Below are 24884 nucleotides of genomic sequence, written 5' to 3' on the forward strand. Positions count from 1 at the left end.
GTTTTACTTAATTAACAGTCACCTAACAAATTTGTTTCACGGAAATATAAATTTCTTCTTTTTGTATCTCATATTTTTGTTATGCGATGTATTTATTTGTTTATAAGGTTTTTGCATTTTGAGATAAGAACTTCATTATAATACCGATCTTTTTCAATTGGTTGGAGAATGTTTATGCATTCTTTCGCACAAAATTCAGATTCTTTATAATTTTCGTTTTTCTCGTGCATTAGGGCAAGGCTTAAAAGTGCATTTCCTTTTGCGCTTCCATTTAATACATTTGCGAGTTCTTGGAGAAAAATTAATTTCGCAGTATTTGGAATAGATTCATCAAAGTAAATTAATTGAACATACTGATCTCCATAGGTAGTAGTAGAAGAAGTTCCATTTAGTCTTCCTCTGAGTAGGTCCGAATATAGTAGAGCTTGACTTTTTATGAAATTAAATTTTTCATCAGGACTATTTTTTGAATAATTTGTAAAATGTTTGAATTTAAAAAATAAATCAGGCTGTGTATATCCATATTCCCAAAAAATCAATTCAAGACCCTTCGTTTTTTTATCAAATTTTTCCATATGTATGAATTGTGAATTTGGCAAAAGATTTAGTTTGTTTAGCTGATCCGCAGCTAAGTTTCGATTCCCTGATAATAATGCTGTTTTTAGAATAGATATTTCTAAACCAATAATGTAAGGATCATTCTCTTTAGAATTGATTAATTTACCTTTTAAATTTAGAAATCCATTCAAGGCATTTTTAAACTCTTTTTCATTATCAATTAAACTTTGTAATTCCATAAGTTGGCTTTTGAAATCATCTAAACTTAAACTAGTATTTTCCTCTGGAATTAAAGAGGAAAATGCGAAGATGGTGAATAGCAAAATTAAAGTTTTTTTCTTCATTTATTTTCCTTAGTAAAAATGTTATTTAACGCATAAAAATCATTTCCATTCCCGCCTCTCCGTCAAATTTTTGCAATCAAACTATTGTTACAAGATCCCCCACCGAATCACAACTGCCGCAAGTCCACCACCCACTAACGGGATCACAACGGGAAGCCATGCATATTTCCAATTCGAGTTTCCTTTGTTGGGAATGGGCAAAAGCCAATGGGCAATCCTTGGTCCTAAGTCACGAGCAGGGTTAATCGCATAACCAGTCGTTCCACCCATAGAAAGTCCAATGGCCCAAACAAGGAGTGCTACAAATCCAGTTCCCATAACTCCTGTGGCACCGCCGTTGAACGGAGAGAAGATGGCATGGATTCCGAGGATGAGAAGAAAGGTCCCAAGTCCTTCACTAATGACATTAGAGAGAGTGTGTTTGATGGCAGGGTCAGTAGAGAACACAGCTAGAATCTTTCCAGAATCTTTGGTTTCTTTCCAATGGGGAAGGTAATGCAAATAAACAAGAGTGGCACCGAGGGCAGCCCCTGCGATTTGGGCGAGGCAATAGGGGAGAAAATTGGAAAAATCACCTGACTGGATACAAACAGAAAGGGTCACAGCAGGATTCAAATGGGCACCGGGACTTCCCAAGGCCTTTGCCACCAAAACCCCAAAACAGACCGCTAGGGCCCAAGCTGTGGTGATCGTGATCCATCCCCCGTCTTTCGCCTTTGACTTTTCTAATAAAACACCGGCAACCACACCGTCACCCAGTAGAATGAGAACAGCAGTTCCAAAAAATTCTCCAACTAGTTCCAAATTTGCCCCCTATGGCTTTTCGTAAGGTCTTTATCTAAAGGGACATAGAACTTCCATCAACCTTTTTTGAAAGGCCATTGCTCCAATTTATTCTAGGATTTTCCATTGAATCATAAATCGTGGGAAAATAGACCATGAAAAATAGCGCACTTGAGTATCACTCTAGGTTTCCGAAAGGAAAAACCAAAGTAGTTCCGACAAAACCAACGGAGAACAGTTACGACCTGTCCTTGGCCTACTCACCGGGAGTCGCTTACCCTTGCCTTGAAATCGAAAAACAACCTGATCTCGTTTATGAATACACAAACCGAGGAAATTTAGTCGGAATCATCACCAATGGAACAGCTATTTTAGGTCTTGGTAATATTGGAGCCTCCGCTGGAAAACCAGTGATGGAGGGAAAGGCAGTTTTGTTTAAAAAATTTGCCGGCATTGATGTCTTTGATATTGAAATCAATGAAACCGATCCTGAAAAATTCATTACGATTGTTAAGGCCCTTGAACCAACGTTTGGTGGTATCAACTTGGAAGACATTCGTGCCCCAGAATGTTTCCATATCGAAAAAACTTTAGATGAAAGTATGAAAATTCCTGTGTTTCATGATGACCAACATGGAACTGCAATCATCTCTACTGCTGCCTTATTAAACTCATTAGAAATTACCGGTAAAAAAGCTGGTAACATCAAAGTTGTGATCAATGGAGCAGGTGCTGCTGCCATCTCCATTGCTGAGATGTTAACACATATCGGAGTCAAACATGAATCTATATATATGTTGGATTCTCGTGGTGTGATCAATCACAAACGAACCAACTTACATGAATCGAAACTTCCTTTTGTTCGTAACACCGATGCAGAAACGTTAGCAGATATTTTTCCTGGAACGGATCTATTTATTGGAGTGTCTGTTGCTAATGTCGTAACAGAAGAAATGGTAAAAACAATGGCTGAGAAACCAATTATGTTTGCTCTTGCCAATCCTGATCCAGAAATTCCTTATCCAGATGCAAAACGTGCAAGACCAGACCTCATCATGGCAACAGGACGCAGTGATTATCATAACCAAGTCAACAATGTACTTGGGTTTCCATTTATCTTTCGCGGAGCATTAGATGTTCGTGCAAAGGTTGTGAATATGGAAATGAAATTGGCTGCGGCTTATGCGTTAAGCGAACTCACCAAACTTCCGGTTCCCATCGAAGTTTCAGAAGCTTACAACGAAAAAGAAATTCGATTTGGTGCTGACTATATCATTCCAAAACCTTTGGACGCAAGGGTTCTTTACCATGTGGCTCCGGCCGTAGCAGAAGCTGCTGTCAAAACAGGAGTCAACCAAGTAGAGTATCCAGGTCGCGCCGCTTATGTAAAGTTTTTGGAATCCATCATGGCCCAACAACAAGAGCCCATCAGCGCTTTAGAAATCTAAATACAAAACATTAAAGATTCTCTCGGTTTCGAATGATCGAAACGAAACAATCGAAAACTTTGTATTTAGATTTGGTTGAAACTTGTTTTGTTTTTACGTTAATGTGATTTCGCTAAATTCGCTTTCCTTCTATCTTTCAAAACGTTTTATTTTGTAGGAATCTATGGGATTCAATTAGAATTGATTTTTTGGGCAACCCAACTATCAATTGCTAGTTGACCACCGCCAGTGAACATCAAAATCACTGCAATTCCGATGGCTAAGATGTGATATTCAAATCCTTCGCCGGGTTGTTGGTTGAACCAATTCATAAAAAAGCCGTTTTTTCTTACATAAATGGCTGCTCCGATCATGGTAAGTCCAATCCCGAACGAAGAAAGCCTTGTGAAAAATCCGAAGATGAGTCCAAGTGCCCCGAAAGATTCTGCCACAATGACTAAAAAACCGATGGCGTAGGGGATCCCTTCCGATTTAAAAAAATCCAAAGTAGCGGAAAATCCATACCCTCCAAACCATCCACATAACTTCTGTAATCCGTGTGGCAAAATCACAATACCTAAAACCAATCTGAGTAAGGTAAAAAGCCAACTTGATTCTGTGTAGAATAACTTTTCTAACATTTCTAATTCCTTTTCTAAGTGTTGGTTGTATCTTACGGAAAAATAGAAAGTTGGTAAATGGAGAGAATTTGATTTTTATGGTAGTTTTCGTTTCAGACGTCTAAAATTTTCAGGTGAGTTGTCGGTATGGTTTTTAAAAAATTTACTGAAGTAAGAATTGTCAAAGAAACCTAAAGTCAGAGCAATTTGGTTGATATTCAAATCAGAATGTAGTAATAGTCGTTTGATTTCCAAAATAAGCCTTTCTTGGATGATTGCTTTTGCGGACTTTCCATATTGTTTTTGGCATAATTGGTTTAGATTTCCAGAGGAAGTTCCAATTTGTTTTGCATAATACGAAGTTGTTTTTTGATCTTTAAAATGATTTTCTAATAAACGAAAAAAATCCCATAACTTGGAATCGACGGTCACTTTGTCTGTAAAGGATGTATTAAATTCTTTCAGTGATTGTTGCAAAACCAACTGTATCAAAAGATAGATCATAGAAGAATTTGATTTTGAATTTTTTTCGGTGAGTAATCTTTCAAAATCGTTTTTTAACTGTTCTCTTTCTTCTACCACTAGTTTCGAATTTTCATTTCCCAATTGGAAAAAAGGATAGTTTTGAAAGTTTGTGACCTGACCTGCCTGTTCGGATAAATAGTCAGGATAAATCTTTAAGGCGAAACCTTTCACAGGTTTTGAAAAAGTCCAAGAATGGACTTGGCCCGGCCTTAAAAAGAAAAGACTATTTTTTGTAATCGAATGGGAAGTGAAGTCGATGGAATGATTTCCTTCTCCTTCTGTAAAAAAGAATAACGCATAATACGAATGCCTATGGGAACTATCAAAGTTTTGGAATTCATTTGGTAATTCTTCCAAACGGCCGGCATAGAAATAGGGATTTTGGGCATCCTCATGAACATCTGTTAAGTGTACCATCGGGATGTTTTTGATTTCCGTTTGTATCTTGGCTGGAGAATTCAGCGTCTTCATGTCAGAACCATTCTATAAAAATGAACCGTAAACTGGGTTACGAAAAAAAAATCCAAAAATTTACAAAATGGGATAAAAAAGTTCTTGAAAGATTTTGTGCAATGCACATAACTGTGTTGTGCGCTGCACAAATAGGTGAAAACCAGGAGCTAAATTATGGAAAAACAAATCATGGACATTCTTAACGCAGGAATCGGACTTTTCCAATCTGGAAAAGAAGGTCTTGAAAAAGCAAAAACTCAGTTGGAAACAACTTACAATGAATTAGTATCCAAAGGTGCTTTGGACAACACGGAAGATTCTGTAAAGATTCGCCAATCCGTTGACAAAATCCTAACAGACATTAAAGAATTCTCTAGTGTTGCTGGAAAAAACTACGACGAAACTCGTTCTAAAATCGTAGAAAACTACAACAAAATTGCTGAAGAAATCAAAGCAAAAATGCCTGAAGGAAAAATCGAATCCGTAAAAGCAAAAATCAACGAAGTTGCTGAATCGATCAAAAAAACAGGTGCTGCAAAAGCATAAGTATCATTTAAAAAGAGAGGGTCGGGATTCCGACCTTATCTCTTTTGTTCTTTAGTGTCCAAATCTCTTCTTTCTTTTAACAGTTCTTTCATTAGTTTCTTTTGAAATTTCAAATCTTTTGATTCTTTCCCACTTCGATTTTTTCTAACTCACTTTCCCTATTGACAGAGGATCGTTTTTGCTTCACTCTGGAATCAATGTTTCGTTTCCATGTTTTACTCATTTCCATTTCTTTATTTTTTATTTCTTGTTCTTTGGCTGATCTACGCCCTCCCACCTTACAAAAAGAAGGTTTTAATCCTGAATTAAAAAAGAAGGGATTGTTTATCATCACAAATCCCCCTGTGAAAGAACTCACACCTGGCGATTGGAAAGGTTACAAACATATTCAATTTGTATTGAAAGATGTTTGGCATTCTAAATTTGTTCGATTTTTTACACCGATCAAAGAATCGGAACAAAGGCTACGTGTGTATTTGGATTTGGAAAAAGATGCAATGGAAGTGGAATTCCTTGGTGGTGAAAAAAAAGGCCTGATCCTCGGCCTTGTCAAAAAAGACACTTACCAAATTGCTGCTGATACTGGAAAAGTTTTTACTGGTGACGATGAAGTTCGAGTTTATTTAGAATCCCTTCGTTTGTATCTAACACTGCCTTGGCGACTGACAGAATACCCCATCATCCAATATGCAGGACCCAGTCAAAAATTAGGCCAGGACTATGAAGTAGTTTATTTTACCTCTGTGCAGGTGAATGCCACTCCCGACACAGACCAATATGTTGGTTACTTTGAAAAAACAAGCGGAGCCCTGGAATGGATGGAGTTTACCTACCGGGAACTTTTTAGTTTTTATAAAGGTGTGATCAAATACGGATACTATGAAGTTTGGAACGACAAACAATACCCGAGACGTATTAGTATTTTAGATAAGTTTGAAGATCCTGATTTTGTTCATGAAATCCGAATCGAAAAAATAGAAATTCCAAAACAACCTATGGAAGAAGAAGATAAGGTATTGGAATTACCAGAATAGCGAAAGGGATCGTAGCGGAAATCCTGCTTGCAGATTGCAGCGGAGAGCCCGGTCCACCACCGTTTGGTGGTGGATTCGCCCCAATGATAATTTTAATTTAAAGTAAATCGAATGGGAACAAGCACCTTCACGGTGATGGCTTTTCCCTCTAGGATCGATGGAGAAAATCTTTTTCTTCGGTAAACTTTAATGGCTTCTTCTTCAAGACCGCCACCTAACTGTTTTCCTACGGAGCGAACTCTTAACACTTCGCCAGTATTTCCAATGATCACTTCCAAAGTCATAGTTCCTGTCACACCAAGAGCTTTTGCATCGGATGTATATTCTGGGCGAACGTTAGGTGATAAATCCACTGGAGATGTTGCTCCCGAAACGATGGGATCAGAAGCACCGGCAATGCGTGGGTCTTCTTTTTTCTCTTCTTTTTCTTTGTCAGTCAGATCAAAATCACCATCGGTTGGTTTGGAATCGGTAGATGGTTCTTGGATTTGGACATTGTCGATGAAAGCAACTTCTTCTACAAGGTCATCCAAACTATCGGTTTCCAAATGAGGAGTGAACCAAAAGAGAATGATGATGGCTTGTAAAAAGGCAGAAATGGCGAGACCAGTTTCGATTCGGTATCTATCAATGAACCGATGGATTCTCTCTCGTTTGGATCTTTTCTGTGTAACAACTGTTCCGTTCACGTTACTTTCCTTTTAACCCGCCACCTTGAGTGGTCTTGGTAACGAGAGAAACCTTTAAGGCTCCAATCTCTCGGAGAGTTTCGAATACATTGTCCAACTCTTCATAAGTCAAATCTTGATCTGCGTGGATCAAAACTTTTAAGTCAGGTGTAGTGGAAATTTTAGCTCTGATTTCACTCATTGCTTCGTTAAGTTCCATCTTCACTGAGTTGAAATAGACAGTTCTCTTTTCATCAGCAGTTAGATAAAGATTGGCAATCTTTTTGTTTAACTGTTCTCCACCAGGAACATCTGGTAGATTGATGGGAAGGTCTGGATCCGAATCTAATACTGAGGTTACCATAAAGAACACGAGCAGTAAGAAGGCAATGTCTGCCATTGAACTTACGGGAACTGAAGGTGCGACTCTCTTTCTTCGTAACATATTATTTCTTCTTTCTCACTGAGATTTTTTCAAATCCACGAAGTTGAACTGCGGATAAGGCATCCAACATCTTTGCATATTTGGTATCACCGGTTGTAACAATGAGTGCTAGTTTGTTTTTAAGATCCGGGATTTCCATTTGGTTTAGATCATCACGAAATTCTTTTAAACTAGAATATTCTTTGGTTCCGAATGCTGGGTTACGCATTTTGTATCTGTCTTGTGTTACCAAAATTTCATATACATTTTTACGTAAAAAAGGCTGAGGTTCGGATTGTTTGCGAGGAAGAGAAATGTTAAGTCCTTCCTTTACAAAGAATACAGCAGTTACCATAAAAAATACCAAGAGTAGAAAGGCAATATCCGACATGGATGCTGCCGATATCTCCTCTAGTTCTTGTTTTTTCTTTAACTTAATCATGGTTAGTTACTTTCCGTTACTTACGCTCTTTTTCCGGCTTTGAGTTTTAAGTATTCTTTGTAGATTTTGTTTGCAGCTTCTTCTACTTCAGAAGTAAAGAATGCAACTCGGCCTTGTAAGTATTGGTAGAATGTCATTGCAGGAATCGCAACGATAAGACCAGCAGCCGTTGTGATAAGTGCTTCTTTGATACCACCAGCAACCACTTTCGCGTTGACTTGGTCAGCATTTGCAATCGCATCGAATGCGTTGATCATACCTGATACAGTTCCAAGAAATCCTACGAGTGGAGCAATCGTTGAAACTGCAGAAAGAACAGTAAGACCTTTTTCAAGAAGAGTCATCACTTCACCAGCTTCTCTTTCGATACCAGCTGCAAAAATCTCTGGATCGTTTTGAGAAACTTCCATACCATTTTTTAATACATCAGTGATTTTTTGGCCTTCGTTTGCTTTTAAGAATTCTTCAATTCCATTCATTCCAGAAGCATCAATGGCATCTTGTAAATCTTGGTTGTATCCTTTTCTGATTAGTTTTGCTGTGAAGAAAAAATACATTCTTTCTAAGATCACACCAAATCCAACGATAGAAGAAAGGAGTAGTGGCCACATTGACCATCCACCAGTCACAAACAATTTAACGAGTCCGATTTCAGATTCTTGTTGTGGTGCTTCCGCAGGAGCTTCTGCTACAGGAGCCGGAGTTTCTGCTGGTGCTTCTGTGGTTTGTGTGGATTCAGTCGTTGGTGCAGCAGGGGTTGCCTGTGCTTCGATTTTTTCTGCAAGAGTAAAGATTGTGATGAGTAGGGTCACAAAAGACAAAGCGATTTTTTTCTTTGTCAGGTTACATGAAAAGTTCATGAATGTCTCCATATCTAATTGATATGTTTCAAATCTAGAATATCTCTGTTACATTTATATGACAGCGGAATGACAAAGTAGGGAATTAAAGGGAGGAGAAGATCTCTTTTAGTTTAGGAATTCCTTCTAAAAACAAAGCAGGCCCTGGTTGTAATATAATGCTTGGGTCTAGTTCAAAGATTTTGTTGGATTTGATAAAGTTTGTAGATAACCATTCTGGTTTGTTCCGCACCCAGTCCCAGTCCATCGCCTTTCCACACCAAGAACCAACATAGACATCGGGATTGGCATCCTTCACATCCTCGGCTGTGATGATTCTGTCTTTGGCAAGTTTACGGTCTTTTAAGTGCGAAAAACAATCTTCGCCACCTGCCAGTGTGATGGCTTCGCTCACCCATTGGATTCCTGTGATGATGGGTTCATCCCATTCTTGAAAAAAAACTTTCGGTTTGTATGTTTTGGATTCGTTCTCTTGTTTCCAAAACTCTATTGCGTTTTGCCATTCTAAGATGAGGTTTTTTGCTTTTTCGGCCTGGCCCACAAGGTTCCCTAAGATTTGCATATTGGCTAAGATTTCTGTGATGGATCTTTGATTAAAGATGATAACATTTAATCCTCGTTCAATGAGGTCTTTGGCAAGTTGGGATTGGATGTCAGAAAATCCAATGACAAGATCGGGTTCGAGAGCCGTTATTTTTTTTAAGTTCCCACTGATAAAGGCAGAGACTTTGGTTTTTTCTTGCTTAGCACGAGTCGGTCGTTCTGTATAAACCGAGATTCCTACAATCCGTTTTTCTTCACCCAAAAGATACAACATCTCTGTAGGTTCTTCTGTAAGACAAATGATTCGTTCTGGACCCATATTTTATGTTTCCAGAAAACGTGCCAGGTCCGTTTGGGATCCAAAGAGAACAATGATATCATCTTCTTTGAGGATGGTGTTTCCATGTGGGATTCCTAAGATCTTTTCAGATTTTGAATCGGAAACACGTTTGGTATCTTTGTTGATCGTGGGGCGTTTGATGGTGATGACATTGATATTGTATTTATGACGAAGATCTGCATCGGCGATGGTTTGGTTGATATAACGTTTGGGAACCGTGACTTCTACCACACTGTATTCATCCGAGAGTAAAAAACTAGAACGCATTCCAGAAAAGGATAAGGTTTCGGCCATACTCCTTGCAGCTTTTTCTTCAGGATTAAACAAATCTTTGATTCCCAGAAGTGCCAAAACCTTCATTTGCAATTCTGTTTGGTAACGAGCGTAAATGTTTTTGACACCACATTTTTTTAAACTTTCGGCACAAATGATAGAGGTTTCAAAATCATCGGCAAGGGCAATGACTGCATAATCCACTTCAGATATTCCTTGGGATTGTAATGCATGTTCGTCGGTTGCATCCAAGGTAACAGCAATGGTAACATAATCTTTTATGGAATCGATGATGGTTGGATCTTTGTCGATCGCAATGACTTCATGTCCGTCATCAAATAGATAACGAACAAACAACTTTCCAAAACTTCCAATTCCGATGACTGCTATTTTTTTTCTTTGCATACGAAGTTCAACCTACAACCACATATTCTTTCGGATATTCATACGAGATACGATCTACTTTTTTAGAGAGTGCTACAAGTAGTGTTAAAATTCCAACTCTACCCACAAACATTACGGTACAAATGATAATTTTACCAGAATCACTCAAATGAGGAGTGAGACTACGAGTGAGACCGACTGTCCCAAAAGCAGAAACCACTTCATAACACAAATCGATAAAGTTAGCATTTTCAGTGAGTAACAAACAAAAAATGGCAACAAATATCACAAATAAAGAAAGAACAATCGTAGCACTGGCTCTTGCAATTGATGAATTAGCAATTGTTCGGTGGTCGATTTCCATTCTATCTTTTCCGCGAATTTCATTGGTTATGTTTAATAAAGAGATGGCAAAGGTTGTGGTTTTGATTCCACCTCCGGTGGAAACAGGAGAGGCTCCCACCCACATTAAAAAGAAAGAAATGAAGGTGATGGGAAATCCCATTTGGCTTAGATCCAAAGTATTAAATCCAGCGGTTCTTGTGGTGACCGAATAAAACAAAGAATGAAAGATTTGTTCGGATGTGGTTAAACCTTTTAAACTTGAATTCTGTTCTAAAAAATAATAAGAGACCCAACCAAATAACAAAAGACAGCTGGTCGTCCAAAACACTAATTTAGATGTCACAGACCAACGAAACTTAAAATCAAAAGGATTGGCAAACCTTGTACGAATTTGGAATAAAACAGGAAATCCAAGCCCACCAAGAACTATCAGAAACATAATCACAGATAAAAAACCTTCTGATCTTTGGAAGGCTTCTGTTGCGAGTCCATTCGGTAACAAACTAAAACCAGCATTACAAAATGCAGATATAGAATGGAAGATAGAATAATAAATTTTTTCAGAGAGGGCGATCGGAAAGTTCTCTGGAAAACTATAAAATAATAATATCGCTCCAATGGATTCAATGACAAGGGTTTGGAGTGTGATTTGTTTTAAAATTTCTTTGGCTCTACCCATTGTTTCTTCAGAAAGAAGGTCTTTGATCATCATTGTATCACTTACCGATACTTTTCCTGCAAGGAAGATCGAAAAAAAACTGGTTAAGGTCATAAGCCCGAGCCCACCCACCTGGATGAGAAGTAAAACAATCAATTGTCCGGTCAATGTGAAACTCGAACTGATATCGACTGTGGAAAGTCCAGTCACACAAGTGGCGCTAATCGTTGTGAATACAATGTCAATCGAAGGAACAGTTCCATTGGTTGATTTTGGAAAATGTAAAAAACAAACACCTAGTAGTATGATAAAAGCAAATGATAATACAAATACAATGGAAGGGTTTAGTTTTTTGGAATCATGATTTCTAGAAAGTCGATAAAAATGGGCTAAGTTAGAAAACAAAAACAAAACTTGGTTGGCTGATAAAAAGATCAGTGTGGTATCATCTCCCGAAATATGATAGGACTTCAGAATCGAGACTATATTTTTTTCATAAATAAACTCGAGTCCTAACATCAGTAAGATGATGAGTTCTATTTTGTGAATGGATACATATTCTTTCCAACGTTTGTTCGTAAAAAATAAATGGATGGATTCATAGAAAATAAAAAAGGAAACGAGAGTTCGAATTGAAAGTGTTACATACTCTTTCCAAATTTCCGGATAATAAAATCCAAAATCTAAAATTAATATGGTAACGGACAAAAAACCAAAGAATATATAAAACGTTCTTCCCAGCCAACGGAAGTGTTCTACATAGAATTTTCGAATTTCGTATCTTTGGACTTGTAAATAAAGAAAATAACGTGATAGGAAAACGATGAATCGTTTGAGTTTCAAGGGAAAACTTCAGCCAATTGTTTTTTCTTTTCTCGGTGTTCTTCTAATCTTTGTCTGTCTAGATAAACATTGGTTCCAGAAAGACCAGTGGTTCCTGTAATGAGAATCCCACTTGCTATGGCAGATTTTTGTAAAGCTGGTGCCAGGAGGGCCACACCACCTGCTGAAACAATGAGAGCAAACGGTAAGGTCAAAAAGAAAATGATATAGGCCCTTCTGAATTTAGTTTCTTCGTAGACCGCATCCTCATCAAACTCTTCTTTTTGTTTTTTCTTTAACTCTTGTTTGATTCTACTTTTTTGTAATTGGTTTTGTAGGGCTTGTTCGTTGATTTCCCCAGTGAGTGGGTTGATTGGTAAATTTTGTGAACCAGTTAGATTGTAGGGATTGGCTGCTGATTGGCTCGAATTGGAAGTCGTTCTGGAATTCATTAAAGCACCAGCACCGGGAATGGACTCAATCCCACTGTATTGGGTTTTTACATTTTTGGGAGTGGCCAGAGCAGGAGTTTCAAACTTAGGTGGAATGGTTACATCCTGCAGTACATTGGATTCAGGATCGGATTTTGGGAGATTTCTTAGATCGTAGTTATTTGTGTCATAAAAACCTTCTTTGGTTTGTCCAAAAAGAGGTCCCATTGCCAAAGAAAAGACAATCATGGGCACAAAAACTTGGGAAAAAATCCGCATACTTTCCAGTTTAACTAATCTCTGTCAGGGTCAATCCAATTCACGGCCTGAAAGTTTGGTGGATCTGTAGGAAAAAGACTTCTCTCGGATGGTTTCTAAATCTTTTTCAGAGACACCCGCTGTATGGGCATGGCCATATTCCTCTGGCATGGTGGTCCCAAATAAACCTGGGTCATCGGATCCGATGGTGAGTTTGACATCGTTTTGCAGAAACCTTGTGATCGGGTGATCGATGTGCGACTCCAACATCCCAATGTATAAATTAGAAGAGGGACAACATTCAATCACAGCCTCTGTTTGCGCTATCTTAGACATAACATAGTTTTGAAAGGTATGGAGGTATTGGGACTGTTTTGCATCAAACTGGATTTTTAATAGTTCGGAATCAGGTTTGCTTTTTAATTCCTTTCGTTTGAGTTCGAGTTCTTCTTTGGGATAAAAAGTTCCAAAGGAAGAAATTTCATCATAAGATTCCAATTCACATTCGATTTGGTCTTTGGCTTCTGATACAAGTTCTGTCCTTTCATCTCCTAAAAAATAATCGGAATCAATTCCCAGTGCCAATGCATGTCCCAACCGATGGGCACCATTCAACGCAGATTCCAAAACCCAACGGGCTGCTGAGAAGGGAGTTTTGTCTCGAAAACTTTCTCCCACATGATAAAGGATCGATAAGGCAGTGTTTGGTTCTGCTTTGTTGTCTTTGATTATCGATTGGAAAAAAGTTTTTTTATCTTTCGGGGGATGACCTTCTTCGATATGACAGAAATCAATTCCCACAAGCCCTTCTCGAATGATAGATTCTTTCTCCATCCAATTTTTCATCCAATCATAATGCCTTTCAAAATTGATATCTCTATGTAGAGACATCACAAGTTTTGATTGGATGGGTTTTCCTTCTTTTTTCGCAGAGTTTTCGCCTTTGGAAAGCCCTTCCAAACAAGCCATTAGTTTGCTATAAAAACTTTCTTTTGGTTCTTCTTTACCAAACATCAAACGATATTCGGCATAACTGATATCATCCAAACTATTGGATAAGACAACATCATGTGTTACTTCTGTAATTTCTCTTTCATCAAACTTTACAAGTGCGATGATGAGATTAAACTTTGCTTGGAAATGTAAAAAAGGAGCCTTTTCTCGAAAGTGATAGAGTTTGGAAAAATCTTTTATGTCAGCATAATCTTCAAAAAAAGTAGAAGGCCGAATTTTTAACCCATATGCTTTTTCATAAGAATCTAAATAGAGATGCCATCTAGGTTCTGGGTTACTTTTTCCAATTCGATACAAAGTTTCAGGGGGTAAACATCCATAAAGGTGGTTGTGTAGATCGCAATACATATAAGAATGACAAAACTATGCTTCACAAAATTAGACGCATCTTGAAGCCAACTCGATTGAATCAGAAAATTCTTGGATTAGCAATCCCTGTTTTTTTTGGAATGATCAGTTATACAGCCATTATGGTGGCAGACACTGCTATGGTAGGGAAATTAGGTGAAGTTCCTCTTGCCGCAGTGGGATTTGGTGGAATGGTTTATTTTTCCATCTTCGCCTTTCTGATGGGTGGATCCATGGCCGTACAAATCATCGTAGCACGTCGATTTGGCGAAAAAAATGACAAAGGTGTCGGAATCACTTTAGTTAACTCCGTATATTTGTCCTTAGTTTTAGGATCTCTTTTGTCCTATTTTGGATTCCTTTATGCTCCACAATTTATGGGTTGGATTGGAGATGATCCGGAAGTGATCGAAGTGGCAGGAGTTTATCTTTCCTATCGTTTTATTGGTACGGTTCTCTTTTTTGTTGGGTTTGCCTTACGTGGATTTTTTGACGGAATTGGAATTGTACAAGTGGGGATGATCTCTTCCATTTTAGCTGCTGTCACCAATATCTTTTTTAACTGGTTACTAATTTTTGGAAACTGGGGTTTCCCAGCTTGGGGAGTGAAGGGTGCAGCCATTGCTTCCAGTTTATCTTCTGTTCCTGCACTTCTGATTGTGGTGTTTTATTTTTTCCGTAAAGATGTTATCAAGTTCTTTCAGTATCAAATCTTTGCTCCTAGTTTTGAAATCATCAAAGAACTTTGTATGGTTGGATTTGCTCCTGCTGTGGAAGGAACACTCGTTAACTTTGCCTTTTCAGGATTTTATAAAATTGCAGGCATGATTAGCACAACCACCCTTGCCTCGGCTAGCGTTGTATTAACATGTCTTAGTTTGTCTTTTATGCCTGGGTTTTCTTTTGGGATTGCGGCCACTACCATTCTCGGCCAATCAATGGGACAAGGAAAACTGCGATTGGCTTATGAAGGAACCATGCGTTCTGCAACTTTCTCAGCCATTGTGATGGGAAGTATGGGACTCTTTTTTATCATTGGAGGGCCTTGGCTCATTGGACTTTTTACCGATGTTCCTGCCGTTGCGAAAGTTGCTTATCCTGCACTTTGTATTGTGGCCCTCATCCAAGTGGGAGATGCCTATCATATGGTGATTGGTTCTGCACTTCGCAGTGCAGGGATGATGTACTATGTAATGTTTGTTTATCTTATTGTATCTTTCATCATCATGTTGCCCTTGGCTTATTTATTCGGGATTGTCCTAGCGTGGGGAAATTTCGGAATCTGGACTGCGTTTTTTATTTGGATTTTACTCATGGCAGTGATTTTTGTCAGAAAATTTCGTAAGAAGGAGTGGGTGAACATACGAATTTAATAGAACGAGGGGAAAATGAAACGAACAGAAGTAGAACGACAGGCCATACAAAATTTTTTAAAGTCTGTGGATTTGTTCAAAAAACTTCCCCCTGCAGTTCTCTTAAGACTGGCAAACAATGTCCAAGAAAAATTAATCCGAAGCCACGAGGCTCTCTATTATAAAGGAGAGTCTTCGGAATCGATTTACATTGTCAGATACGGTGAAATCCTTCTTGAGAATGTTGCTGGCCAAAGTCATGTTTATGTAGGTTCTGGCCAAGTATTGGCAGAGAACTCACTCATCTCTAGTTCTAACCACTCTACGTCTGCCATTGCTGTCATCGATTCCCTTGTTTATGTTTTGAATGGAAAACTTTTTTTACAATTAGCATCCCAAGAGAAGGTTTTTGCACAAAACATCATTCAAATGATGGGCTCGCGGATGCGAGAAAATTTAGACCGTTCTAGCCATAAAGATACATTTCCCGGCTTGCGAAGGTTATGTGTTCATGTTCCTTTAGAACCTGAATATCATTTTGGTGAAAAAGTAAAATCCTTCTTAGACGAGTATGGTGAGGTAACCAAAAAATTATCATCTGCCATTCCCATTTCTACTTTTAAGGGAATGGACCCAACAAAAATTTCTGAGTATCTAACCAACCTGAGAAGTAAAACCCCCTTACTTCATATTTATTTTGATGAATCCACTTCCAGAGTGGATTTACATTATCTTGTAGTACAATCTGACTTCATTGTGTTTTGGGAAGATGAACCAGAAAAGTTTTATAAAGAAAAAGAAGAGATCATCAATTTTTGGAAAACAAGAATCAGAAACTTTGAAGGCCGTGCCATTCGTATGATGGAAAGTGGCGTTCGTAAAAGTTACCTTCCCCAAGACCAATCACTCAAAACCTTTTATCAAAAAGATACGTTAGCTAGATACCTTGTGGCAAAAACGAGAGGTTTGGCGTTAGGTGGTGGTGGTGCAAGAGCCCTCGCACATGTTGGTTTGTTAAAAGTGTTACATAGAGAAGGAATTCATTTTGATTTTGTTTCTGGTGCATCGATGGGAGCTGTGATTGCGGCCTTGTATGCGAGAAAAAATTCACCTGAAGAAATTGAAGAGATGATTAAAAACTTCTTTGGTGGATTGGAAAGTGCATTTGATCCAACAATCCCGGTCGTTGCCTTTTTTAAAGGAAAACGAATGAAACGTATGTTAAAGAAAGGGTTTGGTGACCAAAGAATTGAAGAATTACCTCTCCCTTTTGCCACTTCCGCTGTAGATTTGCAAACAGGAAAAGAACATATCTTTGACCAAGGTCCCATTACAGAAGCTCTCACCAGTGCGATGAGTTTGCCTGGTGCTTTTCCTCCTTATAGACTCGGTGAAAAATTATTAGTGGATGGGGGAATGATCAATAACGTTCCCGAAAATCTCATTCGTTCTAAAGGTGCAGATGTGGTGATGGGAATCAACGTTTCTCCTTTGCAAGAAATTGTTCCGGTCAAACTCTTTGAAGACAGAAACACAACAGAAAAAGGATTCTTTCGTTATATTTGGGATACTTTAAAATACCCACCTATCTTACAGATTATGACAAGAACCATTACCTTGGAAGGAAGAGAGATCACTCGTCTCAAACGACCTAAAATGGATCTTTTTGTACATTTTCATTTGGAAGAATTCCAGTTATTTGATTTTGCTCGTTACCAAGAAATCATTGATAAAGGGGAACAGGAAGCAGAAGCAAACTTAGCAGAGATCAAACAATTGTTTTCTTAAGCACCGATAGACAAAAAAACTATTTTCAAATGATTCTGTGAATGGATTCGTTTTTTGAATCGTTTTGATTCGAAATGAATTGATTCATAAGATTTTTTGCTTTGGATTTCCCACCTAACGAAAATTAAAATTTCCGGTAAGTGGTTTGGATGTTTTAAAGTTTTCTTTGTTTTTACAAAGAAGAAAGGATTTCCTTTTTTTTGGCTTCAAACTCTTCTGCGTTGATGAGTCCTTGGTCGAGTAATCCTTTTAGTTTGGCAATCCGTGCGGCTGGGTCATTGGCAGCTGGAGCTGCACCACTTTGGCCTCCCCCTTGGTTCATCATATTGCCCATCATTTGGCCCATATTCATCCCCATTCCCATCCCCATCCCGGCACCCATCGCACCACCACCTTGGCCTTCGTTTTCTGCAGCGGCTTGTCCAATATCGAACATTTTCTTTTGTTGGTATTTATCGCCGAGCATATCGATTTCGAATTTATCGGTAATAATTTTTTGGATTCTTTGGTAGTTGGGATCGTTTTGGTCAAAGTTCACCGATGATACATTAAACTCTGTTAAGTCGATTCCATATTTTTCAAATTCAGGTGCTAGTTTGACTTTTCCTGCGGTGGAACTTTCATCTCTGAATTTATTAATCTCCACTACAGATGTGTTGTTATTTAAAATGACTTCCGAAATAAAATCACCGATCCCACGTACTATATTTGGTTTTAAAAATTCATCAATGGATTCGTTGGTAGTTCGATTTCCACCTTTCACTACATTCAGTAAAAAGGATCTTGCATCTTTGATTCTAAATTTATAATCACCAAAAGCACGGATGTTTAATACAATTTTGTATTTTGGATCTTCCAAAGGGATTGGAGTATTGGTTCCCCATTTCATCGCAAAGATGGCTTTGTTTACATAATATACTTCCGCAGTGAAAGGAGTTTTCCCACCAAACGGAAGATTGACGAGAGCTTCAAGGATGGGAATGTTTCCCGTTTTTAAAGTATGAGTTCCGGGACCAAAAGTATCCAATGCCTTTCCTTCTTTAAAAAAGATGGCTTCTTGACTTTCATCCACCACCAGTTGTCCTGCGGTACTGATTTCATCAGATGGATACTTCCAAACGATTTCGTTGGGACTGCCTTCAAATTTAATTCTATCGATTAGTGCCATGGTTTATTTCCTTATTTTATTATTTTAAAAAGATTGAGTTTCTTGATTCAAATTGTGTTTCAAAATCTAACAGTAATTTGTTGATGGATTCGATGGCGGCCTCTGGGTTAGTCACAAAAGCACTGGGAAGGGAATCCAAAATTTCTTTTTGTATGTTCCCCACTTTTTCCAACATCGTAAAGTCATGGTTGAGTAGTTTTTCCATTTCTTCTGCAGTGGCTTTGACTCCCGCGCCGAGTCCATTCAGTCCATACCCAGCAGAACCTACTTTCATAATGATTCGATCGAGGAGTGTCGTAGCAGGATTTGTTTTTCCGATGTTTTGGATTTGCGCTTTTGCCACAAAACCTTCTTCTAGTTTACGAAAACTTTCTTTAAATGAAGTAAGAATTCCTCCGAGTTCTTTTCGGATGAGAAGATCGGTTTTTTCATACTCTTGGTTAGCAAGAGCTTCTTCAAAAAGTTTGGTTTCTTTTAAAAACTTACGTATGGGATCTTGTTCGTTCTTAAAACGTTCTAATGTAGTTTTTAACCAAGTTTGGTCCATTTTATTCCTCTGTTACGTTTCCTTCTAACGTCTGTATGGTGTTACAAGTGATGTAGTTAAAGATGACACTTTTTTCAGTTTGGTAGAGCCCTTTGGCTGGTAATGATTTCCATTTAGCCATATCAAAATCACAGTCATGTTTTTCTCCTTTGGTTTCTCCGCTAGACTCTGTGAAATGAACTATATATTTTTCTTCCTTGGGTCCTAAACGTTCACAACCAATACTTGTGCTCGCACATTCGCGAATTTGAGGAGTGGGCCAATAGGGTTCTTGTGTGGTTCCAAATCCTTTGGCCACAGCATTTCTGTCAAAGGCCCATTTGTCGATGCGGTAACTACAATGGTCATCATACACTGGTTCTTGTCTGTATTTGGTAGTACAACTTTCACTTTCAGAGAAGGTTCCATCTCCACGATCCGAACGAACTGTATGACAATCTTCTCCATCAGGAATGCTGTTATAACTTCTGATTTGGCGACTGCGGGACACACTGTACGCACCCAAAGGCATAGAGTCACACCATTCGGATTCGGAAACTGGTTTGAACTGATCAATGGCGATTGTGCGAGACCATTCATGGTGAGTGATTTGTAATTCTACTTTTTCAGTCCATAAAACACCTAGACAAACAAATCCAATCCCACCAATCACAATGGTTCCCAGTAACCACAAAACCCATTTGGGAGTTTTGGGATGAGGTTTGATATATTCGGAATTGGGGAAGGCTAAATCTTCTTTGGCTTTTTGGACAGAGTCTTCTGTGATTCCATCATGATCGGATCTGAGTTTGACATTCTGTGCACCATCTAAAGAACCTCCACAGTTTCCACAGAACGTGGCTTTGGCTCCATTCGGAGTTTGGCAGAAAGGACAAACCTTATCGACTCCGTAATAGATATGGTCTTGGACAGCAACTTTGTCTGCATCGTTTGGAAAGTATCGACGGCTTGGGTCTTGAGTGGCTCCACAATTGGGACAATGCCTATGTGTTTTACCGAGTAATTTTTTTGATCCGCAAAATTCGCAGTCCCAAAGCATTTCATAGATTCTTTCTTCTGCCATCGCAACCAAGGTTTATCTGCAAAAAATTGACTTTTGCAAGAAAAATATTTCCAATTCGTAAAAACCCACATAGAATCTTTCCAACATGAGATTGGTACTAAATCTAGTTCTTAAGTTTCGCTATATCCTTTTTTCTTTTGTTGTTCTGATTATCTCTCTTGGATACCTTCAGTCTCGATCAAAACAGAATGCAGTTCATCCATTAGATAGTTTGTATTTGAAACTATCACCTAATGTGGTTAAGGCGGATAGGAAAATCACCTTTCGAAGACTTTCCCTTCATTTGCGAGGAGTGATTCCCAGTGTCGCCGAATGGAAAGAACTTGAGGCTCTACCTGCCGACCAAAGTTTAGAATCATTCGCTGTTAGTTTTTTAAAACAACCTGAGTTTGCCGAATACTGGGGGACTAAGTTTACTTCTATGCTGCGGGACAAATCCAAAGGTCGTAAAATTCCAACAGGTTCGTTTTTTGAATACATAGCGGGTTCTCTTCATAAAAACAAACCCTATGACCAATTGGTCCAAGAGATGTTAACATCGACCGGCAATGTAAAAGAATCTCCTGCTACCATGTTTTACATCCGAGATGGGGCCGATCCATTACAAACAGCTGAGTTTGTTGGAAGGTTATTTTATGCAAAACGAGTGGCTTGTGCTAGATGTCATGACCATCCGTATATTTCCGATTTCACGAGAAGGGATTATTATGCACTTGCTGCTTTTTTTAGCCAACAGTTCTTTCGCGATGGATCATGGGAAGTCGATCGTTATGGAAAAACATTCAGTTATGTACCAAGAGAATTAGAAGTCCATCTTCCCATGGAAGACCAAAAAAATCTCCAAGACAAAAACAATGAATGGAATCGAGACAATTGGAACAAATGGACCGACGAACAACGAAAAGACTACCAAAAGAAACATGAAGTGGAATACGCCACCCTTTATTACCAACCGAAACTGGGCCTTCGTTTTCCTCATACGGATGACGCCCCAGGTGGAGATTTGGTTCGGCCCAAGTATTTGGATGGAAAGGAAGCCAAACTAAAACCTGGTGAGGATCGTAGAAAAGCCTTTGCTGATTGGTTAACCAGTAAGGCCAATGACAGGTTTCGCAAAGTTTTGATCAATCGGGTGTGGACCGAACTTATGGGTTGGAGTTTTTTCACACCACTCGATGACTGGAATGAAGACACTGTGGTCACAGGGGAAGAGATCCTAAACCATCTCGATTCTTATTTTTTAACAAACAACTTAAAACTAAAAGAACTCATTTTATACATTGTCACTTCGAATGTTTACAATCGTTCGTTGACAAAGAATCAAAACGACCAAGATCCCATTCGGTATTTTTCACCACAAAGATTGGATAGTGACCAACTCCTCAACTCTCTCATTCGCGTCTCTGATTCCCAAAAAATCAGTAACATTCGAGAAAGGAATTTATCTTGGCTCTCTGGCATTATGGATAAAAAACCTTATGATTTGACTGGTAAAGGTTCTCTTCGTATTCCCCAAGACAACTTGAAAGAATTCTCAAATGCTTCTGAGGTGGAAAGACCTGCACCTTACCATACCATTTTATCTGTTTTTGGATCTGGTCCACGAGTGGATATTTCTGATGATATCTCTGAACTAACCATTGAACAAATGTTAACACTAATGAATGGACGTGTGGTGGGAAAACTGGTTTGGGATTTTGGGAATAAAGAGTCTTTGGTGAAACAAGAGTTTGACCAAACAAAATCTATGAATGCAGTTATTTCTAATCTTTACTTTCGACTTTTAGGTCGTGAGCCAAGTCCTTTAGAAAAAGAAAAAATAAAAACACTGATGTTAAAACCAGATACCGTTTTTGACAAAGACTTACTCCAAGACCTTCTCTGGGCTCTGATCAATAGCCAAGAGTTCCAACATATCAATTAAGGAATTTTCATGGATCGCAAAGAATTTTTAAAAAAATCAATCCTCAGTTTGGGACTCAGTCCCTTTTTGTTTTCTGCAAATCCCTTTGGAAGTCTACATGCAGCAGAAGAAGAAGAGGAATCCATTGCCCTTCCTTCTAAAGTAAAGTCAGTCATCTTTATTGAAATGATGGGAGGGATGAGCCATGTAGATACATTAGATCCTAAACCGAATAGTGCATTTGGAAAAGTAAGTTCTAGTATCTCAGGGTTATCAGTTTTAGAACCGTTTTCTCTCACCGCCAAACAATTACATTCGATCGGAATCGTTAGGTCTACATGGAGTGAAGAAGGGGATCATGGCTTTGCACAAATGTTACTGGGTACGGGATATCGAATGACAGAAGCGATGGGGTTTCCTGACATTCCTCATTTTGGTGCCGTGATTGCTTATGCTAAAAAATCAAAAGTCAAATCATCGTATTTTCCAAGTTATGTGACAATAGGTGGTCGTGGTGGAAAAAATGGGAACTCTGGGTTCCTCGGAATCGATTATTCTGGTTATCATGTTGGAAATGTGGATGAACCCATCCAACACCTAAACCCATCCTATGGAAAATTTGCAGAAGATCGAATTCTTAGAAGAAAAGATTTGGTTTCTTTTATGAATGAGGAGTTTTCTAAAACTTATCCGACAAAAGAATCCAAACATTGGAAAAATATGCTCATGGCAGCTGAAGAGTTTCGAAATTCCAAAAACATCGATAGTTTTCGCATCAGTTTGGAAGATGAAAAAACAAGGACTCGGTACGGAACCACTTGGCAAGGAAAGGCGATGTTACTTGCCAAACGTCTTGCGCTGCAGGAAGTTCCTTTCATTCATATTTCCATTGGAGGATGGGACACACATACAGGCAACAAAGCACAAGTCACAAAAATTATGAAAGAAACTGATATGGGAATTGCTTCTTTATTAGAAGACCTAACAAATTCTGGACTCATCAAACAAACGTTATTTGTTCTTACCAGTGAATTTGGTAGAACTCCTGATGTGGGATCTAGAGATGGTCGTGACCACCACCCTAAAGTTTGGTCTACTTTACTCGGAGGAGGTCCCTTTTCCAAAGGATTTGTATTAGGAGAAACAGATGAGACCGGATCCAAACCAGTAAATCCCAAAGAAACCCTCCATCTGAGAGATCTCATTGCCACTATTTACCAGGCGGCGGGAGTCAACCCCGATGGTGTACTCACCAACTCCTTTGGCCGTCCGTTTCTTTTGACCACGAAGAAAGCCAAAGTCTATGAAGGTTTGTTTTAGGGTCTGGCTTTCGAGGCGGTAATCCATAGAATGGATTTGGGAAGGGGGATTTCGCAGGAAATAGGTGCTACTTTTTGAGAATATTTACCTTTTCAGGTTCATTTTTCCTTTTCTTACGAAAGAAATTTAAAATACTGATCCCTGATCTATGAAAAAAGCACTTATTACCGGAATCACAGGCCAAGACGGTTCCTACCTGGCAGAACTCCTCCTCCAAAAGGGATACGAAGTCCACGGGATCGTTCGTAGAACGAGTCTTTTCAATCGCAATCGCATTGAACATCTGCACGGAAACCCAAACCTCCACCTCCACTACGGAGATATGACGGATTCCTCCAACCTAAACCGTATTTTAGAAAAAATCCAACCTTCGGAAATCTATAACTTGGCGGCTCAGTCCCATGTTCAGGTTTCCTTCGAAGTTCCAGAATACACTGCAGAAGTGGATGCTGTTGGAACCTTACGGATATTAGATGCCATTAAACAAACAGGTATTAATACTCGTTTTTACCAAGCATCAACTTCAGAACTTTACGGACTTGTCCAAGAAGTTCCACAAACAGAAAAAACTCCTTTTTACCCACGATCTCCTTATGCAGTCGCAAAACTTTATGCATATTGGGCCGTTGTTAACTATCGTGAAGCGTACAATTTGCACGCATCTAACGGAATTTTATTCAACCACGAATCTCCTCGCCGTGGTGAGGCATTTGTGACCAGAAAAGTGACCATCGGAGTCTCTGAAGTAAAAGCAGGAAAACTCCCTCACATCACTATGGGGAATATTGATTCCAAACGTGACTGGGGATATGCTCCAGACTACGTAGAAATGATGTGGATGATGTTACAAAAAGACACTCCAGATGATTACGTTGTTGCTACAAATGAAACACATACCGTCCGTGAGTTTATCGAAGAGGCATATAAAATTGCTGGATTCGAAGTGGTTTGGGAAGGAAAAGCTGAGAAAGAAGTTGGTAAAGACAAAAAGACCGGCCAAGTTCTTGTCAAAATCGATCCAAAATACTACAGACCAACGGAAGTTGAACTTCTCATCGGAAATCCTGAAAAAGCAAAACGTCAGTTAGGCTGGGAACCAAAGGTTAAATTCAAAGAATTGGTTCAAATCATGATGGAAGCAGACTTAAAAAACCAAGGTTTTTAAATAGGAATTTTAGGATGTCCTTCCCTTTGTAATTCGGGAAGGAGTCCTTATACAAAATACGTTCTAGTATTTCATTTGTGTTTTGCGGGGATTTCTCCCCTGTATTCGCATTGGATTTGGGATTTTAAAACTAAAAACTTAAATTGATTTAAAGACCAAAAAACTGATCCAACATCAATTTCTTCAAAGTTTCTTTTAGTTTTTCTTGGATATTGACAATCTTCACTGTCATTTTCTTTTCATCGGCTTTGTTTTTGAAGGAAAGTAAACGAGAGATCCCGAGAGAGCTCACAATCACCACTTTTTCTAAATCCAAAAAGATTTCCTGAACGTTCTTCTCCAGAATCTCTGCTAAAATTTCTCTTAGCTCTGGTGCGTTTCCATCGAGAATTTGATCCATAAAACGAACGCGGATCGTGTTTCCCTTTTCTTCCACTAGTATCTTATCACTCATATTTTGTTGGCCTCTAACATAAGT

General features: G+C 38.7%; 25 protein-coding genes. 8 read left to right on the forward strand and 17 right to left on the reverse strand.

Annotation, left to right across the window (positions count from 1 at the left end; genetic code table 11):
• Positions 1 to 92: 92 nt before the first annotated feature.
• Positions 93 to 902: a hypothetical protein gene (locus EHR01_RS15445; protein WP_135695973.1), complete on the reverse strand. Its 810-nt coding sequence runs from the start codon at positions 900 to 902 to the stop codon at positions 93 to 95.
• A gap of 87 nt (positions 903 to 989) precedes the next feature.
• Positions 990 to 1706 carry an MIP/aquaporin family protein gene (locus EHR01_RS15450; protein WP_135695974.1) on the reverse strand — a complete coding sequence of 239 codons (717 nt, stop codon included), beginning with the start codon at positions 1704 to 1706 and terminating at the stop codon, positions 990 to 992.
• Positions 1707 to 1840: 134 nt separating this feature from the next.
• Between EHR01_RS15450 and EHR01_RS15455 the strand changes: the two genes are divergently transcribed.
• Entirely contained in the window at positions 1841 to 3133 is a 1293-nt protein-coding gene (locus EHR01_RS15455) for a malic enzyme-like NAD(P)-binding protein (protein WP_135695976.1), read from the forward strand.
• Between the two features lie 170 nt (positions 3134 to 3303).
• On the opposite strand, the gene EHR01_RS15460 is transcribed toward EHR01_RS15455, so the two are convergent.
• Together EHR01_RS15460 and EHR01_RS15465 are read right to left on the reverse strand one after the other, a co-directional pair.
• Positions 3304 to 3753, reverse strand: a complete 450-nt coding sequence (locus tag EHR01_RS15460) for a DoxX family protein (RefSeq protein ID WP_135695978.1) — start codon at positions 3751 to 3753, stop codon at positions 3304 to 3306.
• A gap of 75 nt (positions 3754 to 3828) precedes the next feature.
• Entirely contained in the window at positions 3829 to 4728 is a 900-nt protein-coding gene (locus EHR01_RS15465) for an AraC family transcriptional regulator (RefSeq protein WP_135695980.1), read from the reverse strand.
• A 156-nt stretch (positions 4729 to 4884) separates the two neighbouring features.
• Here EHR01_RS15465 and EHR01_RS15470 point away from each other — a divergent pair, with 156 nt between their 5' ends.
• On the forward strand, positions 4885 to 5256 hold the full coding sequence (locus EHR01_RS15470) for a phasin-related domain-containing protein (protein ID WP_004785689.1): 372 nt from the start codon (positions 4885 to 4887) through the stop codon (positions 5254 to 5256).
• 197 nt (positions 5257 to 5453) lie between these two features.
• Positions 5454 to 6290, forward strand: a complete 837-nt coding sequence (locus tag EHR01_RS15475; protein WP_135695982.1) for an LBF_0142 family lipoprotein — start codon at positions 5454 to 5456, stop codon at positions 6288 to 6290.
• Between the two features lie 92 nt (positions 6291 to 6382).
• On the opposite strand, the gene EHR01_RS15480 is transcribed toward EHR01_RS15475, so the two are convergent.
• The 9 genes from EHR01_RS15480 to EHR01_RS15520 all read right to left on the reverse strand — a co-directional run bounded on the left by EHR01_RS15480 (position 6383) and on the right by EHR01_RS15520 (position 14100).
• On the reverse strand, positions 6383 to 6979 hold the full coding sequence (locus EHR01_RS15480) for an energy transducer TonB (protein WP_135695984.1): 597 nt from the start codon (positions 6977 to 6979) through the stop codon (positions 6383 to 6385).
• Between the two features lies 1 nt (position 6980).
• Positions 6981 to 7403, reverse strand: a complete 423-nt coding sequence (locus EHR01_RS15485) for an ExbD/TolR family protein (protein ID WP_015677138.1) — start codon at positions 7401 to 7403, stop codon at positions 6981 to 6983.
• A gap of 1 nt (position 7404) precedes the next feature.
• Positions 7405 to 7824, reverse strand: coding sequence for an ExbD/TolR family protein (locus EHR01_RS15490; protein WP_004787714.1), 420 nt, complete (start codon positions 7822 to 7824; stop codon positions 7405 to 7407).
• Between the two features lie 20 nt (positions 7825 to 7844).
• Complete coding sequence (locus EHR01_RS15495; RefSeq protein ID WP_135695986.1) at positions 7845 to 8684, reverse strand: MotA/TolQ/ExbB proton channel family protein; 840 nt, start codon at positions 8682 to 8684, stop codon at positions 7845 to 7847.
• Positions 8685 to 8769: 85 nt separating this feature from the next.
• Positions 8770 to 9546, reverse strand: coding sequence for a cobalamin-binding protein (locus EHR01_RS15500; protein ID WP_135695988.1), 777 nt, complete (start codon positions 9544 to 9546; stop codon positions 8770 to 8772).
• Between the two features lie 3 nt (positions 9547 to 9549).
• Positions 9550 to 10245 (reverse strand): potassium channel family protein, encoded by a 696-nt coding sequence (locus EHR01_RS15505; RefSeq protein ID WP_135695990.1) that lies wholly within the window; start codon positions 10243 to 10245, stop codon positions 9550 to 9552.
• A gap of 7 nt (positions 10246 to 10252) precedes the next feature.
• Positions 10253 to 12070 (reverse strand): TrkH family potassium uptake protein, encoded by a 1818-nt coding sequence (locus tag EHR01_RS15510; RefSeq protein ID WP_135695992.1) that lies wholly within the window; start codon positions 12068 to 12070, stop codon positions 10253 to 10255.
• A complete protein-coding gene (locus tag EHR01_RS15515) occupies positions 12067 to 12759 on the reverse strand; it encodes a hypothetical protein (protein WP_135695994.1) in 693 nt (230 codons plus the stop codon). The genes EHR01_RS15510 and EHR01_RS15515 overlap by 4 nt, the downstream gene beginning before the upstream one ends.
• Positions 12760 to 12789: 30 nt before the next feature.
• Entirely contained in the window at positions 12790 to 14100 is a 1311-nt protein-coding gene (locus EHR01_RS15520) for an amidohydrolase family protein (RefSeq protein ID WP_135695995.1), read from the reverse strand.
• Positions 14101 to 14156: 56 nt separating this feature from the next.
• Between EHR01_RS15520 and EHR01_RS15525 the strand changes: the two genes are divergently transcribed.
• Together EHR01_RS15525 and EHR01_RS15530 are read left to right on the forward strand one after the other, a co-directional pair.
• Positions 14157 to 15473, forward strand: coding sequence for an MATE family efflux transporter (locus EHR01_RS15525; RefSeq protein ID WP_244310145.1), 1317 nt, complete (start codon positions 14157 to 14159; stop codon positions 15471 to 15473).
• 15 nt (positions 15474 to 15488) lie between these two features.
• Positions 15489 to 17240 (forward strand): patatin-like phospholipase family protein, encoded by a 1752-nt coding sequence (locus EHR01_RS15530; RefSeq protein ID WP_135695997.1) that lies wholly within the window; start codon positions 15489 to 15491, stop codon positions 17238 to 17240.
• A 172-nt stretch (positions 17241 to 17412) separates the two neighbouring features.
• Here the strand turns inward: EHR01_RS15530 and EHR01_RS15535 are convergent, their stop codons facing one another.
• From EHR01_RS15535 to EHR01_RS15545, 3 genes are read right to left on the reverse strand one after another with little or no spacing between them, the layout of a single operon-like run.
• Positions 17413 to 18408: an SPFH domain-containing protein gene (locus EHR01_RS15535; protein ID WP_135695998.1), complete on the reverse strand. Its 996-nt coding sequence runs from the start codon at positions 18406 to 18408 to the stop codon at positions 17413 to 17415.
• 19 nt (positions 18409 to 18427) lie between these two features.
• Complete coding sequence (locus tag EHR01_RS15540; protein ID WP_135695999.1) at positions 18428 to 18955, reverse strand: LIMLP_15305 family protein; 528 nt, start codon at positions 18953 to 18955, stop codon at positions 18428 to 18430.
• Position 18956: 1 nt separating this feature from the next.
• Positions 18957 to 20027: a zinc ribbon domain-containing protein gene (locus tag EHR01_RS15545; protein WP_135696000.1), complete on the reverse strand. Its 1071-nt coding sequence runs from the start codon at positions 20025 to 20027 to the stop codon at positions 18957 to 18959.
• A 76-nt stretch (positions 20028 to 20103) separates the two neighbouring features.
• On the opposite strand from EHR01_RS15545, the gene EHR01_RS15550 reads away from it, so the two are divergent.
• From EHR01_RS15550 to gmd, 3 genes are all read left to right on the forward strand, one after another.
• Complete coding sequence (locus EHR01_RS15550) at positions 20104 to 21942, forward strand: DUF1553 domain-containing protein (protein WP_135696001.1); 1839 nt, start codon at positions 20104 to 20106, stop codon at positions 21940 to 21942.
• A gap of 9 nt (positions 21943 to 21951) precedes the next feature.
• Positions 21952 to 23241 (forward strand): DUF1501 domain-containing protein, encoded by a 1290-nt coding sequence (locus EHR01_RS15555; RefSeq protein WP_135696003.1) that lies wholly within the window; start codon positions 21952 to 21954, stop codon positions 23239 to 23241.
• Between the two features lie 148 nt (positions 23242 to 23389).
• Positions 23390 to 24406, forward strand: a complete 1017-nt coding sequence (gene gmd, locus EHR01_RS15560; protein WP_135696004.1) for a GDP-mannose 4,6-dehydratase — start codon at positions 23390 to 23392, stop codon at positions 24404 to 24406.
• Between the two features lie 148 nt (positions 24407 to 24554).
• Here the strand turns inward: gmd and EHR01_RS15565 are convergent, their stop codons facing one another.
• On the reverse strand, positions 24555 to 24860 hold the full coding sequence (locus tag EHR01_RS15565) for an STAS domain-containing protein (protein WP_004785107.1): 306 nt from the start codon (positions 24858 to 24860) through the stop codon (positions 24555 to 24557).
• Positions 24861 to 24884: the final 24 nt, after the last annotated feature.

Origin of the sequence: Leptospira mtsangambouensis (assembly GCF_004770475.1) — a bacterium.
GTDB lineage: Bacteria > Spirochaetota > Leptospiria > Leptospirales > Leptospiraceae > Leptospira_A > Leptospira_A mtsangambouensis.

Bases quoted from the DNA above. Each gene is read 5' to 3' on its own strand.
- EHR01_RS15520 (WP_135695995.1), bottom strand. From the start codon at position 14,100: ATGTATTGCGATCTACACAACCACCTTTATGGATGTTTACCCCCTGAA.
- EHR01_RS15530 (WP_135695997.1), top strand. From the start codon at position 15,489: ATGAAACGAACAGAAGTAGAACGACAGGCCATACAAAATTTTTTAAAG.
- EHR01_RS15475 (WP_135695982.1), top strand. From the start codon at position 5,454: ATGTTTCGTTTCCATGTTTTACTCATTTCCATTTCTTTATTTTTTATT.
- EHR01_RS15535 (WP_135695998.1), bottom strand. From the start codon at position 18,408: ATGGCACTAATCGATAGAATTAAATTTGAAGGCAGTCCCAACGAAATC.
- EHR01_RS15445 (WP_135695973.1), bottom strand. From the start codon at position 902: ATGAAGAAAAAAACTTTAATTTTGCTATTCACCATCTTCGCATTTTCC.
- EHR01_RS15550 (WP_135696001.1), top strand. From the start codon at position 20,104: ATGAGATTGGTACTAAATCTAGTTCTTAAGTTTCGCTATATCCTTTTT.
- EHR01_RS15490 (WP_004787714.1), bottom strand. From the start codon at position 7,824: ATGATTAAGTTAAAGAAAAAACAAGAACTAGAGGAGATATCGGCAGCA.
- EHR01_RS15565 (WP_004785107.1), bottom strand. From the start codon at position 24,860: ATGAGTGATAAGATACTAGTGGAAGAAAAGGGAAACACGATCCGCGTT.
- EHR01_RS15505 (WP_135695990.1), bottom strand. From the start codon at position 10,245: ATGCAAAGAAAAAAAATAGCAGTCATCGGAATTGGAAGTTTTGGAAAG.
- EHR01_RS15495 (WP_135695986.1), bottom strand. From the start codon at position 8,684: ATGAACTTTTCATGTAACCTGACAAAGAAAAAAATCGCTTTGTCTTTT.
- gmd (WP_135696004.1), top strand. From the start codon at position 23,390: ATGAAAAAAGCACTTATTACCGGAATCACAGGCCAAGACGGTTCCTAC.
- EHR01_RS15540 (WP_135695999.1), bottom strand. From the start codon at position 18,955: ATGGACCAAACTTGGTTAAAAACTACATTAGAACGTTTTAAGAACGAA.
- EHR01_RS15515 (WP_135695994.1), bottom strand. From the start codon at position 12,759: ATGCGGATTTTTTCCCAAGTTTTTGTGCCCATGATTGTCTTTTCTTTG.
- EHR01_RS15485 (WP_015677138.1), bottom strand. From the start codon at position 7,403: ATGTTACGAAGAAAGAGAGTCGCACCTTCAGTTCCCGTAAGTTCAATG.
- EHR01_RS15465 (WP_135695980.1), bottom strand. From the start codon at position 4,728: ATGAAGACGCTGAATTCTCCAGCCAAGATACAAACGGAAATCAAAAAC.
- EHR01_RS15500 (WP_135695988.1), bottom strand. From the start codon at position 9,546: ATGGGTCCAGAACGAATCATTTGTCTTACAGAAGAACCTACAGAGATG.
- EHR01_RS15455 (WP_135695976.1), top strand. From the start codon at position 1,841: ATGAAAAATAGCGCACTTGAGTATCACTCTAGGTTTCCGAAAGGAAAA.
- EHR01_RS15460 (WP_135695978.1), bottom strand. From the start codon at position 3,753: ATGTTAGAAAAGTTATTCTACACAGAATCAAGTTGGCTTTTTACCTTA.
- EHR01_RS15470 (WP_004785689.1), top strand. From the start codon at position 4,885: ATGGAAAAACAAATCATGGACATTCTTAACGCAGGAATCGGACTTTTC.
- EHR01_RS15555 (WP_135696003.1), top strand. From the start codon at position 21,952: ATGGATCGCAAAGAATTTTTAAAAAAATCAATCCTCAGTTTGGGACTC.